The organism is Sphingobacterium sp. JUb20, assembly GCF_004342035.1.
Taxonomy (GTDB): Bacteria; Bacteroidota; Bacteroidia; order Sphingobacteriales; family Sphingobacteriaceae; genus Sphingobacterium; species Sphingobacterium anhuiense.
Map to the genome: position 1 here is coordinate 74,542 of NZ_SLYV01000013.1, position 16,452 is coordinate 90,993.

Genomic DNA, 16,452 nt, shown 5'->3' on the forward strand with positions numbered 1-16,452 from the left:
TCTTAACAATAATCTTACAATTGAAAAATGCTTTAATGTTAGCACAATTTGATATTTTAGCACTTCAACTAACCATCTAAATATGAAGCTAAAATTCATTACTTTATTACTGCTTGCCGGTACGATAAGTAGTCTACATGCGCAATCTGCTAAAGACTATGCAGACGCTTATCAAGACTTACAAGTATTCGAAACTCCTTTAGCCGTTAAGCTAAAAAAAGGAATCAAAAAATCTGATCTTGATAAAATTAAAAATCCACAGGTCAAACAGGTTGCCACCTCCTTATTAAATAATCAATATGATCAAAAGTACCGGTTTGCAGAATACAATGCTATCCTTAGCCCTTCAACCTTAGGCCATAACTTAATGATCGGTGATGGATACAGCAAATATGAAAATATAACCGGAATTTATCTGCCTATAGGCCGCCATATCATATCTGTTGATCATATCGCTGCAGATAATGAAGTTAAATTGATCATTCCAAATTGGAACCGCCGAGCTCCCGAAGGAATGGATCCGACCAAAGACCCAAAGGGATGGGGTATTGTAAAGCAAGAATTTAAACTCAAAAATGGTATCAACATCATTGATGTCAAAGATTTCGACGGTCTGGCTTATATCGATTATTTCTCCGAAAATCCTAAAAAAGAAAAAGCAATCAGTGTACATTTTATTGGTAGCCCAGTTAATGGTTACTTTGATATTACGAAAAACAATGACCAAGATTGGAACAAGTTGGTAGATCAGGCTGTATATCCGGTTATTGATGCCAAAGGTCGACACATTCAGATTGCCTACCCTGCTGCCGATATTAAAAAGTATGCTTATGGAAAAGGTGTCGAGCTGATCAGTAATTATGATTCTCTTATTTACAGACAGCATCGTATTATGGGACTTATTAAATATAACAAAGTCCCTGAAAACAAAATTCTCTCGCGTGTAAATTATAATTATTACATGTTCCGTGACGGAGATGGAGTTGCTTATATGGGTACGGATCCTGGCAATGCAATGCCGCTTGTTGTAGACCCAGCTCGCGTAATCAAAGGGGATCCATGTTGGGGGTTTTCACATGAAGTAGGACACGTGCATCAATTAAGACCTTACTTAAACTGGGGAGGATTGGGTGAAGTAAGTAATAATATTTTCTCCCTTTATGTAACAACTTCTTATGGCAATAAAAGCCGTCTTTCAGAACAAGGTAATTACAAAAAATCCAGAGAAAGTATCATTAATGGTAAAATAAGTTACCTACAGGATCCAGATGTATTCAATCGCTTAGTACCTTTCTGGCAACTTCAACTGTATTTCGCAAATCAAGGTAAAAATCCTAATTTTTACCCCGATTTATTTGAAGCCTTCCGCAAACAGAATCCTGAACGTAGAAGCAGACGCGGTGGCGGTCAAGTAATGGGCGATCGTGGAAACAACCCTGCTGTACACCAATTGAATTTTGTAAAAACAGCATCTCAGGTCGCAAAACTTGATCTCACAGATTTCTTTGATCTCTATGGCTTCTTCCATGTTGGAAAATTCACTTATGATGATTATGGTAATTATACATACGAAATGACCCAAGAAATGGTTGATAAGTGCAAAAAAGAAATTCAACAACTTAATCTTCCAAAGCCAGATATGGATATCTCTACGCTAACAGATTAATTTTAGTTCAAAAAATTTAGAATCGGTAACATATTGTTATCGATTCTTATTTTATAGTAACTATTCATTAATCAAATAATAAAAAACATTTTAAAAACAATTATTATCAATTATGCGAAATATTGTTTTATTATCCTTTCTCTTTATCTGCAGTAACCATGTCTATGGCCAAAAAAAAGATAAAAATAAAACTCCAAATGTAATCTTCATTTATGTTGATGATTTAGGTTATGGCGATTTAAGCTGTTATGGTGCACAAGAAATATCAACTCCACATACAGATGAATTAGCTAAAAATGGAATCCGGTTCACCCGAGGGCACAGTACCTCTGCCACCTGTACTCCATCCCGATTCGCATTGATGACAGGAGAATACCCCTGGAAACAAACTGGGAGAAATATATTACCGGGTGATGCACCCCTTATTGTCCCTACAGACCGGTTAACATTACCGAAGGTATTTAAGCATGCTGGTTACGAAACTGGTATTGTTGGAAAATGGCATCTTGGATTAGGGGATAAAATCAGTAAAGACTGGAATGCAGATATCAAACCCGGACCAAATGAGGTTGGTTTTGACTATTCGTTTATATTCCCTGCTACTGCAGATCGCGTACCTACCGTCTTTATGGAAAACCATCGCATTATTGGACTTGATGCTAACGATCCTATAAGTGTAGACTACAGGAATAAAGTTGGTCAAGATCCAACGGGTAAAGAACACCCTGAGCTTTTAAAATTACAATCATCAGTTGGCCACAATCATACTATTGTAAATGGGATCGGACGGATCGGGTATATGAGCGGAGGAAAACAAACCCGATGGACAGATGAGGAACTTGCTTCTACATTTCTAACTAAAGCTCAAGATTTTATAAACCATAACAAAAACAATCCATTTTTCCTATATTTTGCTTTAAATGATATACACGTACCTCGAATGCCTGCCACGATATTTAAAGGTAAAAGTAAATTAGGGTATCGTGGCGATGCTATATTGGAAATGGATTGGGTGGTCGGTAAAATTACGGAACAATTAAAAGAACTGGGACTCGATCAAAATACAATGATAGTCTTTAGCAGTGATAATGGACCTGTTTTAGATGATGGATATGCAGATCGAGCTGTTGAGCTCAATGGTCAACATAAACCAGCTGGTGTTCTACGCGGATGGAAAACAGACATTTATGAAGGCGGCACACGTGTGCCTTTTATAATCAGTTGGCCAAGCGTCATTAAACCGGGTATATCACATGCCCTTGTTAGTCAGATGGATTTTGTTGCTAGTTTTGCGAAGTTTTTTCATCAATCCATTCCTAATGGAGAGGCCACAGATAGTGAAGATATTTTAGACACTTTTCTCGGAAAATCTGCAAAAGGTAGATCTATATTAATACAGGAGGGCTATCATAATTTAGCCATTGTCAAAGATAATTGGAAGTATATACCTCCAAATAAAGAGCAAAGTGCTCAATTATTCGATTTAAACAATGATCTATCAGAAAGCATAAACCTGATTAACAAAAATCAGAAAAAAGTAGATGAGCTTGCTCATTTACTTAAAGATCTTCAATCCAAGACTTTGAATTAAACAACTGAAGAATTATCTAAAAAAACACGAATAACGGTAAAACCGTTATTCGTAAACTATTACTTAAAGAAAGAGTGTAGTGGTACACTCTTTTGATCGCATATAAGAAACAATTAACAGCGCATTTTGTTTTCTGCAATCCACTCCAATACGTAATCGTCTTAAGATGAACCATAAGCTATCAGAAAAGCAAATTGTTATATGACTGTTTGTTTCAAGATGAAATACGCAATGATTGATACAAAAAGTATATCATTGAATGCTATCAAAATCTAGCGGTTATCAGTCATCAGATGATAAGTATAAAATCTTCATGATCACTGCTACACTAAAAAACCGATTACAGATAATAAAAAAATTATAAATACTTGCCAGGATTTATCTTGAAATCTTACATTTGCACAGTCACAATAATTTCACATGTGAACAGCAAATTAAAAATGTCATGATAGGAAGATTATATCTTCAGCTCGAGCGATTTAATAGATGGCGAACCCAAAAGATTTCAAATAAAAACTTTTTAGTCATTGTTGCTCTTTTAGTAGGTCTTATAGGTGGTTTTGCCGCCGCAACACTTAAAGGAATGACTCACTGGATCGCTTCGTCGCTACAGAACGAAGTTCAATCACAATATAAGTATTACATCTACCTCTTATTCCCATTAATAGGTATCTTATTAAGTGTTATTTATGTAAGGCGGTTCATTAAAAAAGGAAAATTTGAGCATGGTATCACTCCGATTATTTATTCTATTTCCCGCAAATCAAGTCGTATCGAGCCACACAATATCTATTCTCAAATTATTACCAGTGCCATCACGGTTGGCTTCGGCGGATCTGCAGGACTTGAAGCGCCGATAGCATATAGCGGAGCCGCAATAGGCTCAAATACGGGACGTTTTTTCGGTCTTAATTATAAAGAAGTAACGCTTTTACTAGCTTGTGGGGCGGGCGCTGGAATATCTGGAGCATTCAACAGCCCGGTTGCCGGAATGATTTTTGCTATTGAAATTCTCCTTCCTGAGTTTTCAATACCCGTATTTATTCCACTTTTAATTTCTACGGCAACAGCAGCAGCTGTTTCGCGTTCCTTATACAGCGAACCCCTATTCCACTTGGTAACTGATGACTGGGAGTTTCACGCCCTAATTTATTACTTTGGATTAGCAACTATTATTGGAGGATTTTCAATCTACTTTGCTCGATTAACAACTTGGCTGAAGAATCTATATTCAAAAATAACTAATCCATACCGTAAAGTATGGGTAAGTGGAATAAGTCTTGGTATCTTAATTTTCTTATTTCCCTCACTTTATGGCGAAGGCTATATTACGATACAAAAAATATTGGACGGAAGTCATCAGGACATCCTGAGCAACAGTATGTTTTCTCAATATAGCGATATAGGCTGGCTTGTTGTTGCATTTACTATCGCTACCGTATTTGCGAAATCTATGGCAGCTTTGGTTACTTTAAACAGTGGTGGCAATGGGGGCATATTTGGCCCAAGCCTTATCATGGGTGGCCTTATCGGCTTCGCATTTTCATATGGAATGAATCTAACGGGTCTTGTAGATCTAAATGTTGCTAATTTCACGGTGGTTGGTATGGCTGCAGCATTGAGCGGTATTATGCATGCCCCTCTTACAGCGATATTTCTTATCGCAGAAATCACGGGTGGATATGCACTGATGGTTCCACTTATGCTGGTCGCTGCCACAACATATTTCATTAACCGTGCAGTACAGAAACATTCGATATACACCAAGGTATTAGCGGAACAGGGCGACTTATTAACGTACGAAGACAAAGACAGAACAGTTCTCAGTATGATGAAACTACGTCATCTACTTGAAAATAATTTCACAATCATGCGTCCTGATGAATTTGCCAAAGATAGAAATCATGACATTATCCACAGCAAAAGAAATATTTTTCCTGTTGTAGATTATGATGGAACATTTATAGGACTTATCTATAGTGAGCGCTTACTGGAAATTTTGCTAGGTGAGAATGTCGATGGTTTAAAAATGAAAATGAGCGAACTGGCACAGCAACCTATAGACATTATTGAAATGGGTACCAATATGGAAGTGGTTATGCAGAAAATGAAAAAAGAAGATGTGTGGATGCTTCCCGTAATCGATGAAACAGGAAAATATAAAGGCTTTTTATCCAAGTCTGCTGTCTTTAATAAATATCGCGCATTACTGATGAGGCAAGCTGCTTATTTGGAACAATAAGTGGCCCAAACCTAAATATTTCATGTTGCGGATCGAATTTCGGGACTTCAAATGGCACACATAATTCATCAAATTTTCCCCTGATAATTCAGATGGACAATCTGGATACGCTCCTAATTTTGGAGCGCATCCAGAAATCATTTTCTCTTTCGTAACCTCCCCAACAACCGGCTTGTCACATAACTCACGACTGCCCCTACTATAGCCATCAATACAGGGTGCACAACATCACCAAGTGTAAAGCAGATCCATATTGAACAGAAGGTTAGAAACATACTCATGAATTTGTCAGTGCTTTGCTCCTATCGTATGTAATACATTCATAATTTGAACTGATAAAGTTTTATTCATTAGAAAAGAATTCGTTATTGATAATGATTAACGTTATTTAAAACACCATTATTCGAAGAGAAGAGTACCATTGAAAGCATGGAATATTTTTCAAGAGTACAAGTAACTATTATTATAACAATTTATATTTAGAAGTAAAATAATAAAACGACGCTCGCTTTAACAACTTGTATGCGCTTTTGCAATCATTTACAGGAAGAACGGTTTCACCTTAATAGTAAATCGTGATGGATCTCATATAAAAAAATTTTCGCGGGACAACTTTCTATTCCAATCGTCATATACTATATAATGATTGTAAAATCAAATTATGTGTTTTATTCTTTAAGTAAATTCGAAGCCCCGGTAGAACGGGGTTTTGAATTTTTTCAATCTAATTGTATTCTTAAATATCGATACTATAAATCTTTTATACGCGATCTTCAGCAGGCAATCCAAGCCAATAAAATCTTGAATGAAGTCTATCATCCTGGAATCATAATAGCCGGACTTGGAAGTGGATTTCTTTTGAACGATGCCATCTGTGGTACTGCAATTGCATCTATTTATTCCCTCCAATGAGGCATTCTCGAGAAAGTATATACTTCGTGAATATCGAATGCTGGTCCTGAGGTCTGCAGAATATCTAATTTTTTTGACCAGGAAGCCACATGTTCGTTTCTTTGGTAGGCGGCATCATCTCCTCCTGCTGAATATCACATTAGATATATTTCTTTTTGGGTTAACATCTTACATAATTATAATATCCTTGATCCGCTGGTTAAAAAGTACATTTATTTCTTAACTTGACGGGTTATGACGAAAAGTGTCCTTTAAATCTGAAACTTTAATTAAAAGCTTACAAAAGGTCTAGATATTTATAAAATTGATTTTTCTTTTGGGAATGGGACAAATTTCTGAAATACACCAAAACTGTTGAAAAAATAAATAAGCCTCAATAAGTTCGTTGCAAAATTTTTCCGCCTGCTCATTTAAATCATCAAGGACTACTTTTTTAAAAAAAAATTCAGTTGTTTTGACCCATATATCGGGTGTTAGATCTTATAAACGGTTATAAAATCTACAAGTATAATATTTAACCATTGGACTTTTATTCTAAGAATCTAATAGAGAAAGTAACAAGTTCATATTCAAGTGGTCACCAAGAAAGCTTTCATTGAAATATTTAACTCGCTTGCCATTTGCTAGACTACCCAATATAGGCAAAAAAACAATTCAACTTTATTATCATTTGCCTAGCCAACGGTCTCTTGGAAATAATTTATTTAATTTACTGTGATTAGCTCATTAATTTTTTAATAACACATCTTACAGAAGCCGCCTGTCCGGACTCAAATTTCAGATTACGAAATGATTGCCGAACTAGAAATCAAGATTCTCAAGTTATCGACAAGATTGCCAGGTCGTTTAAATCTTTTAAATGTGAACAAAACTGTGTTATTGTTCATTGTATATGATAAATTCAAAAAACAACCAAAAAATCGCAAATGCTTTTGTCATTATTATATTCTCTTAGCACAAAATGTGAGTAATTATAAATTTAACAGGGGACACTTTTCCAGTTTGGCCGACTACTATAATATAGTCGAATAAACAAATTTAAAACTAAATTGATATGCTTGTTAAAACAAAATTATTTATAACCATTGGATCGACCTTGATTATCAAGTTAATAGGAATAGAATCTACAACCAACTTTTTAGATATCCCCAACCCCATCAAACGAACAGAATTCAGTGTGTCTAAAGCCAGCTTTTTATCAATTTCTACAACACCGCATTTTCTTGATAGCGCATTGATAACCAAATATCAAAACTTTATCAGGGCGAACCCCAATGATCCCAAGAGCCTGATCTATGTGGAAAAGATAAATCTAATGGATAAAGAAGGAGTCAAGTCTGCTTTGGTTGAATCCTATTTTGCCGGATTATCATCTACCCTCAGAAACAGTGAGGATGGAAAAAGGGTAATATCAAACTTAAAAAGAAAAAGACAGAGCGCTGTAGGCATGCCTGCACCATCTTTTACCCTCAGCGACCAGAACGGTCATCAGGTATCCATATCGGAATTCAAAGGCCAATACGTTTTGATTGATTTTTGGGCCACGTGGTGTGTTCCTTGTAGGAAAGAATTACCACACATCATTGACATTTATAAAAAATATAAAAATAAAAATTTTTCTGTGCTAGCTATAGCTAAAGAGAAAGAGAAAGACCATCAAAAGTGGCTAAAAGTAGTAAGAGAAGAGGGATTAGATGTATTTACTAATGTAGTGGATTTTAAAAGTGAAAATGTACTTTCTTCGTATTATATGGGTCTTCCAGGTAATTGCCTGATAGATCCGCAGGGAATCATTGTTGCAAGAAATTTGCACGGTGTGGCATTAGAAGAAAAGCTCAAGGAATTATTTAACTGATTACAAATGTAATCCCATGAAAATAAACAAAAATAACAATTACTCCTTATTCCCATCATAGAAAACAGGCAAAGCAAAGACTAATTAAATTACCATTTAATTAGCATTATTTATATATAATATTTACTATGAATAAACTTTATTTTAATATAGCTACTATCTAAATAATAATGAACATGTAGTTTTTTTATTTAAATATTACGATTGCATCTGGGACGATAATAACATGTACTTTACAAAATAAGGTGTGCAAAACTGCCAGGTATCAGAAAAATTGAATATAAAATCATGATGATTATATATGTAATAAATCCAAAGGATATCTTGAATACGCAGAACTATATAGAAAAAATTCCTAACAACCAGCAATGCTAGTTGTTAGGAATTTTGACTTAATAATCCTATCTTAAAAAATTCTATTGAAGGTAATGTCCTGTATACGCGAGAAACCACTTTGTTTGGTCATTTCTTCAATCGGCTGGGATCCCAACGGAATACGATACTGCCGAAATGTTCCACCTGAACCGGGATTATTCTTGTCAAATGTGCATACAACCAATCCCTCCTGCAAGCGTTGATAGACAGCTCTTCGATTCGTATCGCTTATAGGACCTTTTAATGAGATCTGTTCAAAACTTAAAACCGAAATTTCTTCATCACCAAAATTCAGTAATTCGCGCGACTTATTCAGTCTATAGCTATATCCGTAAATCCGGCTACCGACATTGTAAACCAAATATTCGGTTCTTTGGTCGATGGCAAAATACTGCGCCTCGACCAAACGCTGATCATTTATCTTATTTGCCCCCAACAAAATACCATTTGTCAGAAAACTCAGGATATAATATTCTCGGGCTTTATTTCGCATTAAGGCCGTGATCAGAGGATTGCCGGAGCTATGCAGTGAAGATATTCCGGACATCAGTTCAAATCCAGATAAATCAAATGGTTTATCAAATACTATCGGGACGGGTTCGGTACCTACACTCATTCCAAGAAATCTTCCACTGTTAATAAAAAGCGATTTTTCAAGGTCAAAAAGAACTGGCCTATTTGTTGGTACTCGACCCGTAGGAATAAGAATAGGCGAAACCGGGAAAATATCTTGTGGAAGTGACTTGCCTTGTGTTACATTTTGAACAATGGTATAGTCATTCATCGGTATAGCCGTGTCAAAAGGATCGAAACCAGAGGCATTGCCAAAGCCAAAAGAATATATATTATTTTCTTTCGACGCATCCGCATTTATACCATTAAATAACCTTACCGGCGAATGTGGCATAGGTTTGAGTTCCATAGTTACTCTATCCGAAAGACCTTTTTGATAGGAAAGATCCTCCCCTTTGAGTATTAAAATCCTATCCGTTGTCGAAAGTAGTAAAAAATTACCTTCAAGTAAAGTGTTTTGTTGCGATATACCTCCATGATTTGCAGCAGAAGACACTGGCCTTCCTGTCAAAAAAGGTGCTATATCTTTGCCATTTGATACCGCAATAAGGGCATCATAATTCCCTATTCCACTTAAAAAACTCACTTCACTATGACCATCACGTTCGCAGAGCAATAACCAGCCCTCTTGCGTAGCATTGACCGCCAACACACGATACAGCGATTGTACTGTGACCCCATTTTCTTTTTGAGTTGCACGAAAGGCTACATTAAAGGATCCAGTCATTCCTGCATTGACCAGATCTGCGCTAGTTAAAAAAGGTGTTTGGACATCCAACTGATGGTAATCGTTGGGGGTGTTAGTATAAGCGGCCCATTGATAACTGTAGTCCATCGGTTTTATTGTTTCACCATCATTCTGTATTAAGGGAAATAGCGTATCAGGTACGCCAACTTTGAGATTGACTAGGCTTTTGTTATCAAGTACGACAAGATCTGCTCTTTCTAGGTAGTCATAATTACCCGTATCCTTGTTACAGGAAAAATTGAGCAATCCAGTGAACAATACTATTATTAGATATTTCATTGTTAACGATCTTTAAGAATTAGGAAAAACAATTGCTGTGCCATCAGCCTCCGACACAGGAGTCCCCATAGAGGCCTTACGAGCCAAATAATCTTGGGTAATCTTAATAGCCATTCGATAAATATTACGTTTGGTTGTGCTACCCGTTTTGCTCATCAAATTAATCATATTATAAATATCATCTACCGAAGCTTCGGAAAATAATGTGGGAGGTATCTCTTTTAAAAGAGGAAGATAGATATTTTTTAAAGGATCTAGCTCCAATTCACTCGCTTCCCGGAATGCAGCAGCCATGGCAAGGGCCTTATTGAAGGAAAATTTACCCGCAAATGCCTCATCCCAGTATAACGGTCGGACGGGGATGTTTCCAAAACGGTATACAAAGGAGCTGTGTTCGTGAAGCGTCCCTTTAAATTGTTGATTGTCTTTCAACGACACCTTTAACAGATAAGTACTGGTATCTGTCAGTGGTGGACGAACGAACTTCAGATCAAGGATCGCGCGCACCGAATCTGCCGGTATAAACCATTGATCGCTGGAAGGCACGATACAGGTTTTCAATCCAGATCCAGACAACGAGACCTCAAATGGACGGTCATTGGAGGATACCCGATCTGATAAATATACCCATAGGTTGCCAGCAAATTGGATGTTTGCACTAAAGAGCCTTCCACTTTCGAATTTCGGATCACTCAAATCTACCGTATCGCGCTGAAATCGAGGGTCATTGAAAAAGCTGACCGTCAAGGTATCGGAAAAATCACTCCAAGCCGTATTCTTAATTCCTGCATTAGAAAAAAATATTGCTGATTCTCCAATATAATGGATCGGCTCTATCTTTTTACAACCAATCATTAACAATACTAATCCAATTATTATGGATAATTGCCTTGCGTTTATTTTATTTGTCTTCTCCATATGTCTATCTATATTTTCTTTCATCGTCAGGAATGGGCATCACATATTTTGCACTCGACATAGATATCGTAAGTGATCCTAATTCATCTGGAATTAAAGGGCTATCTAGCCGTTTATTTACAAAAAAGAACTGACCCTCGCCCCAAAATTCGCGTTCATATTCCTGTAATATTGCTTTTTGAAGACCTGCTGCTCCCCCAGCATCTGAGATATTATCCAGACCTCGGGTGATGCGGAACTCGTTGAGTATTTGATAGCCTAGTTCCGTCGTGGGTGCTGTCTCAGCCCCAATGAGGGATAACTCGGACTTCCGAATTAAGGGCTGAAAATAAAGCATTTCTGGCTTTATGTCCTTATCCGAATACTTATTGAATACCTTATAATTTTTATTACCTTCGGTACCTTGTTCAAACCAGGCTCGTTCACGATAGTCATTAGATTCAGGATAAACCTGCCCTAATTTTTGAGGATCTGGTCTCAGAATATTAGCCTCTAAAATTGTGGAATTGAAAAGTTTAAGGTGTGTGTTATGCAGCTCTCTGTTTTCGATGCCAAACAGCACCTCGGAACTAAAAACACGATCGCCAATTACAATTCCAGTAATTGATGGGAATTTTGCGTCGATGACATCCTTCTCTGCCTCAAAGATATCCCATGCTTCGGTCTTCATACCAGCATACAGATACGCACGTGCCAATAGAGTGCTAGTTGCAAAGTAATTGAGACGCCATTTGCGCTCAACAAATGAAGAGCTTTGTGAAGGGTCGAGCAACAGATCTGTCTTCAACTTTTCGCGCGCCAAGCTAAGATCTGTTATAATACCCGTCATAACGCTATCAAATGGCGTTATCGATCTTACTTCAAATCCTACACTGTTTACATAAGGGATTGCCGGTGCCTTAAGTCCCTTTGCAGGTACTGGTCCATATAGCCGGAGCAGATCTAGATAGAGCATTCCCCGGACAGCATAGGCTTCGCCTAACATATTTTGGTGTTTTTCTTCCGTCATTCCTGCAGGAACTGACTCTTCTAGGTTTTGGCAGAAGTTATTGATATCCAGTATTAATTTATACACACTCGTCCAATTCTGCAAATAAGCTTCTTTAACCACATTGTTTGTATTCAAGAACCTTTTTATGAACGTGTAAGGCAAAATATCTTTTTCTAAATAGTATTGCCCCTGAGCATCTGCATAATACATCGTTAGTGTTTCTCCATAAAGTTGTTTATCTGACATCCTCAAGTAGATCCCGTCCAAAGCCTGTTGCGCACCCACGGCAGTAGAAAAAGCCTCTTCCTCAAAGATCGAATCTCGGGGCTGGACGTCCAAAAATTTTGAACAGGACATCGAAGTCAAAAAGAGTAAGGTAAATACTACATAATTAAAGATCTTTATTTTCATGGCTTATGGGATTAAAATGAAGTACTTATCTGAAAAGAAACTCTACGTGAAAAAGGATATTCCAGACCACGCTCTAGCTTAATATTTGAAAACTGAAAGCGGAATAGATTATTCAAGTTGAGGGACACGTTCAATCGCTTAATACCTAATTTGGACATTTTCACCTTTTTTAACAGTGTATTAAAATCGTAATTGATGCCTACCGATTCAAAAAACAACGCATTTTCACTAAGTAAAAACCGATCGGACATTCCTTGAGGCTGTATACCTACTCCGAGAAAAGCAACATCATCCCCAGGGTTTTTCCAGCGATCATAGAAGGCCCGGCGGTCATAATTTTTGTCCCCGGGGTAGACGTCATAGGCTTCCTCTACTTTATTGTAAAGAGCAGTATTGAATTTTGTTTCACCCACTATATATCGGCAATGGAGTGACAGAGTAAATAGCTTATAGCGAACCTGTGTATTAATTACGCCCTCAGTCTTAGGTCGACTAGTGCCTACCATCACCTCGTTTTCTACATTAAAATTGCTGGTGTAAGCACCCGATTTTGTCAGCAAAATTTCCTGACCATCAGCTGGGTTAATCCCCACAGAGCGTACGGCCCAGATATCGTAAGGCCCACCGCCATCACTAAAACGCAATAGAAAATTGGATTTTCGGGCAGCTTCGGTGAAATCGGCTAGTTTATCGCCGAGACCACTATATTTTGACCTAAGAAATACCGTCGACTGCAGACCCAGATTCCAAGTCCAGTCCTTGCTCTGAATAAGGCGTACATTACCAGTAAGTTCCATACCATGCGTGGTAAGTCGACCAATATTGGTTGGAATCTGGCTAATCCCCAATGAAGGTGGCTTAGGTAACTGTACAATCATTGGATCCGTCTTATCATAGAAACCACTCAGTGTAAAACCGAAAAGCCCTTTAAAGAAAGAACTCGTCAGGGAATAACTGTACTTTAACGTACTAGCCCATTCTAGGTTCGGATTGGCCAAATTCACTAGATTGATTGTTTCAGATAGACGATAGGTCTCATTGTTCAGCCGGTAAGTGGTCCGTGATCCAAATCCACCGGCACTTTCATTGCCAGTGATACCAACATTGCCAGACAAACGGAATATATCAACAAATTGGAATTTCTTCAAAAATTTTTCATTACCAATATTCCATCCCAGTCCAACAGAATAAAAATCCTTAAAAGGATTTTCAACCCCAAAACTACTCGAACCGCTGCGATTATAGGAAAAGTCCATATTGTAGCGGCGATCGTAGGAATAATTGATACTTCCAGTCAGCCCCAAACTACGCGATATAGTTTCCTGACCATTGGGTTTACTGGAAGGTGCGTATCCATTGGCCAGAAAAATAAGCGGGTCGGCCGATCCGGCAAAACCGATTGCTGCTATATTGAGGTTGTCCGAGTAATTAGAAGTAACGCTACCTCGAAGATTGGCGTTAATAATATGTTTATTAGCAATGACACGATTAAATGTCAGCATCGCATTACCGTCATAGGAAGTAGATTTATCTTTGCTATAACTATAATTACCTTTTTCCAATACGGGCTTATCATCAAACATCGTGTTCAAAGGGGAGAGAAAAAAATCAGCGGTACCTTGATTCTTTTGAAACTGACCACCCGCGCTAAAGCGCAACCACGGAAAAATATCATACTGAAGCTGTAAATTGTTGGTAAACTGCAATATATTCGTTACATTTTTAAAGGGTAATTGTGCATTGAATAAAGGATTGGCAACCTGGTAGCGTTCAGAGTTATTAGGAAATCTAACGAACTGAATTTCTTCATCTACCAGGTATCTATCGGTGTTCAGGTTGCCCTGCGCATCAAATTTGGCAAAATAGGGCGCCATACCAGTATAGGTCGAATAAGAACCATAAGGAGAACCTTCACTTTTAGAATCATTAATTCTGAAACTAGTGCTAATATTAAACTTATCTTTACGATAGCTAAGTTGCATAATACCGCTCATGCTACTCGTTGAAGACCCTTTCATCACTCCCTTATTATTCTGCTTAGAAATTCCAGCCAAATAGCTGAATACCTCATCCCCACCGTCAATATTCAACGAATGATTCATCGAGTAAGCATTACGGAGCGGTACATTCAACCAATCGGTATTAACACCCTTAGCAACTTGATTGGCTCTGAAATCGTGTTTGACACTTTCTTTATATGTCTCAAGAAAATTTTCATCTTTGTTTCGGGAAGCTTCTTCGAAGGCCAAAAGCTCTTGGGAATTCATCAAATTATAACCCGAAACATCGGGTGCTTCAATAGTTCCGGTGGTTGTATACCCTATTTGGAGCTTTCCCGGTTTTGGACGCATCATCTCAACAACCACTACACCATTGGCGGATTTGGGGCCATAAAGCGCGGTTGAGGCAGCGTCTTTTAATAAAGTAATGGATTGGATCCGATTGATGTCCAGATCAATGATATCTTTGAGAGTCGCTTCAAAACCATTTAAAATAAATAAGGGTTGATTTGGATCCTGTTCGTAACGCAGCCGTAACGCCTGACTATTACCAGCGGTACCATCGGGTACTTCGGGAACACCCCGTGTACCGCGAAACTCAATCTTGGGTGTCTGATTTGGGTCTGAACCTAGATTATTGTCACGAATCAGCTTAAAAGAAGGATCCAAGGTATTTAATGCTTCCAGAAGACTGGTTCGATTAACTTCACGGAGCTTATCACCACTGTAAGTTTTTGTTACGCCAGTAAAACTCTCCTGCTTACGACTAAACATTCCCGTATTTACCTCAACCTCTTCCAGTCTGTCGGCTGCAAAAGAAAGGATAACCTTATACTCGCAAGTTCTGACCCGCAATACTTTGGTTGATCCAAAACTTCTGATCTGCCCAACTGGTATGGATGATAAGACAGAAGCTTTGACTTCAAAAGGAAAATAGCCCACACAACTGAAGCCGACCGTCGCATCAGATTCAACATTTCCGAAGCTAAAGTTTCCTTTTCTAGCGATGGCGGTCACCTTCGATATACCTGTAATTCGTACCGTGACACCCTGAATAGGCCTAGCCAATGAATCGGTCACTGTGCCAGCAAAACAGACATATTGTTGCCTATCAGCTGTTTTTGTTACCGGACGGATCTCAAGTTTTCTTAACATGATTGTATTATCCCGTAAAGAAAAGCCTATCGTTTGTTCTTGTTGTCTTTCAAGCTGTCGCAGTAATTCGGACAGTTGAATGTTTTTCACGTTCACTGTTACTAGCTTAGCTGCATCTACTAACTTTTTTTCACCGATGATATCTATTCCCGTCTTCTTTCTAATCTCCGATAGCACTTTGGATAAAGGTGCATCCTTTACAGTAATTGAAACAGATTGCGAAAAAACGAGGCTCTGCAGACAAAATACCATCATCAGAATAGATATGAGCCGTAAGTACTTCATAATTTAAAGGTTTTGATTAGTTTACACATATAGGTAGAAATAAAATAATTTATAATTTTGTTAGTATCTTTGCAAGATCTAATTTTAGTAGAAGTCGATTCAGCTGAACTTTTGTCCCTCACAATTTAATCTTAATAAATTAATGCTTTCTGCGTATTGAATAATACTAATTATATCCTATTCATATTTCTGCCAAATATATTCCTGGTAAGGTAAATAAAACTGTATAATTAGGTTTTGAATTCAGTTTTATAGACTATAATTGTTGTGTAGAAGGTAATGTTTTTGGATTTAAAAGATTCAGCTTAATTTCCTTTTAATGATCGTCAACTTTTCCCAATTAAGGCACTAATTTTCGGCCATCTGCGTTCAAATGTAACTACAATTAAAATTGATAATTAAACAAAAATCTCAATATCTTTCCTAATTTATCTCAAAAACCCGTACTTTA

The 16,452-nt window shown here is 37.5% G+C and carries 9 protein-coding genes; 5 read left to right on the top strand and 4 right to left on the bottom strand.

All coding sequences use genetic code 11. The features are described from left to right. Positions 1–82: 82 nt before the first annotated feature. The 5 genes from EDF66_RS20670 (at position 83) to EDF66_RS20690 (ending at position 8,266) form a co-directional block, all read left to right on the top strand. A complete protein-coding gene (locus EDF66_RS20670; RefSeq protein WP_132772673.1) occupies positions 83–1,666 on the top strand; it encodes a M60 family metallopeptidase in 1,584 nt (527 codons plus the stop codon). Between the two features lie 112 nt (positions 1,667–1,778). Further along, entirely contained in the window at positions 1,779–3,257 is a 1,479-nt protein-coding gene (locus EDF66_RS20675) for a sulfatase family protein (protein WP_132844758.1), read from the top strand. A gap of 445 nt (positions 3,258–3,702) precedes the next feature. Beyond that, a complete protein-coding gene (locus tag EDF66_RS20680; RefSeq protein WP_132844760.1) occupies positions 3,703–5,499 on the top strand; it encodes a chloride channel protein in 1,797 nt (598 codons plus the stop codon). 642 nt (positions 5,500–6,141) lie between these two features. Beyond that, the gene (locus EDF66_RS20685) at positions 6,142–6,411 is read left to right on the top strand and encodes a hypothetical protein (RefSeq protein ID WP_132844762.1); all 270 of its coding nucleotides are present in this window, start codon (positions 6,142–6,144) and stop codon (positions 6,409–6,411) included. Positions 6,412–7,465: 1,054 nt separating this feature from the next. Then, positions 7,466–8,266 (top strand): peroxiredoxin family protein, encoded by an 801-nt coding sequence (locus EDF66_RS20690; RefSeq protein ID WP_132844764.1) that lies wholly within the window; start codon positions 7,466–7,468, stop codon positions 8,264–8,266. A gap of 406 nt (positions 8,267–8,672) precedes the next feature. Here the strand turns inward: EDF66_RS20690 and EDF66_RS20695 are convergent, their stop codons facing one another. From EDF66_RS20695 to EDF66_RS20710, 4 genes are read right to left on the bottom strand one after another with little or no spacing between them, the layout of a single operon-like run. Beyond that, positions 8,673–10,241, bottom strand: coding sequence for a PKD-like family lipoprotein (locus tag EDF66_RS20695; RefSeq protein ID WP_132844766.1), 1,569 nt, complete (start codon positions 10,239–10,241; stop codon positions 8,673–8,675). 12 nt (positions 10,242–10,253) lie between these two features. Next, positions 10,254–11,183 (bottom strand): hypothetical protein, encoded by a 930-nt coding sequence (locus EDF66_RS20700; RefSeq protein WP_132844767.1) that lies wholly within the window; start codon positions 11,181–11,183, stop codon positions 10,254–10,256. Further along, positions 11,164–12,561, bottom strand: a complete 1,398-nt coding sequence (locus EDF66_RS20705; RefSeq protein ID WP_132844769.1) for a RagB/SusD family nutrient uptake outer membrane protein — start codon at positions 12,559–12,561, stop codon at positions 11,164–11,166. The genes EDF66_RS20700 and EDF66_RS20705 overlap by 20 nt, the downstream gene beginning before the upstream one ends. A gap of 11 nt (positions 12,562–12,572) precedes the next feature. Then, on the bottom strand, positions 12,573–16,001 hold the full coding sequence (locus EDF66_RS20710) for a SusC/RagA family TonB-linked outer membrane protein (RefSeq protein WP_132844771.1): 3,429 nt from the start codon (positions 15,999–16,001) through the stop codon (positions 12,573–12,575). Positions 16,002–16,452: the final 451 nt, after the last annotated feature.

Coding starts and splice junctions, on each gene's coding strand:
- EDF66_RS20670 (WP_132772673.1), top strand. CDS start 83: ATGAAGCTAAAATTCATTACTTTATTACTGCTTGCCGGTACGATAAGT.
- EDF66_RS20675 (WP_132844758.1), top strand. CDS start 1,779: ATGCGAAATATTGTTTTATTATCCTTTCTCTTTATCTGCAGTAACCAT.
- EDF66_RS20680 (WP_132844760.1), top strand. CDS start 3,703: ATGATAGGAAGATTATATCTTCAGCTCGAGCGATTTAATAGATGGCGA.
- EDF66_RS20685 (WP_132844762.1), top strand. CDS start 6,142: ATGATTGTAAAATCAAATTATGTGTTTTATTCTTTAAGTAAATTCGAA.
- EDF66_RS20690 (WP_132844764.1), top strand. CDS start 7,466: ATGCTTGTTAAAACAAAATTATTTATAACCATTGGATCGACCTTGATT.
- EDF66_RS20695 (WP_132844766.1), bottom strand. CDS start 10,241: ATGAAATATCTAATAATAGTATTGTTCACTGGATTGCTCAATTTTTCC.
- EDF66_RS20700 (WP_132844767.1), bottom strand. CDS start 11,183: ATGAAAGAAAATATAGATAGACATATGGAGAAGACAAATAAAATAAAC.
- EDF66_RS20705 (WP_132844769.1), bottom strand. CDS start 12,561: ATGAAAATAAAGATCTTTAATTATGTAGTATTTACCTTACTCTTTTTG.
- EDF66_RS20710 (WP_132844771.1), bottom strand. CDS start 16,001: ATGAAGTACTTACGGCTCATATCTATTCTGATGATGGTATTTTGTCTG.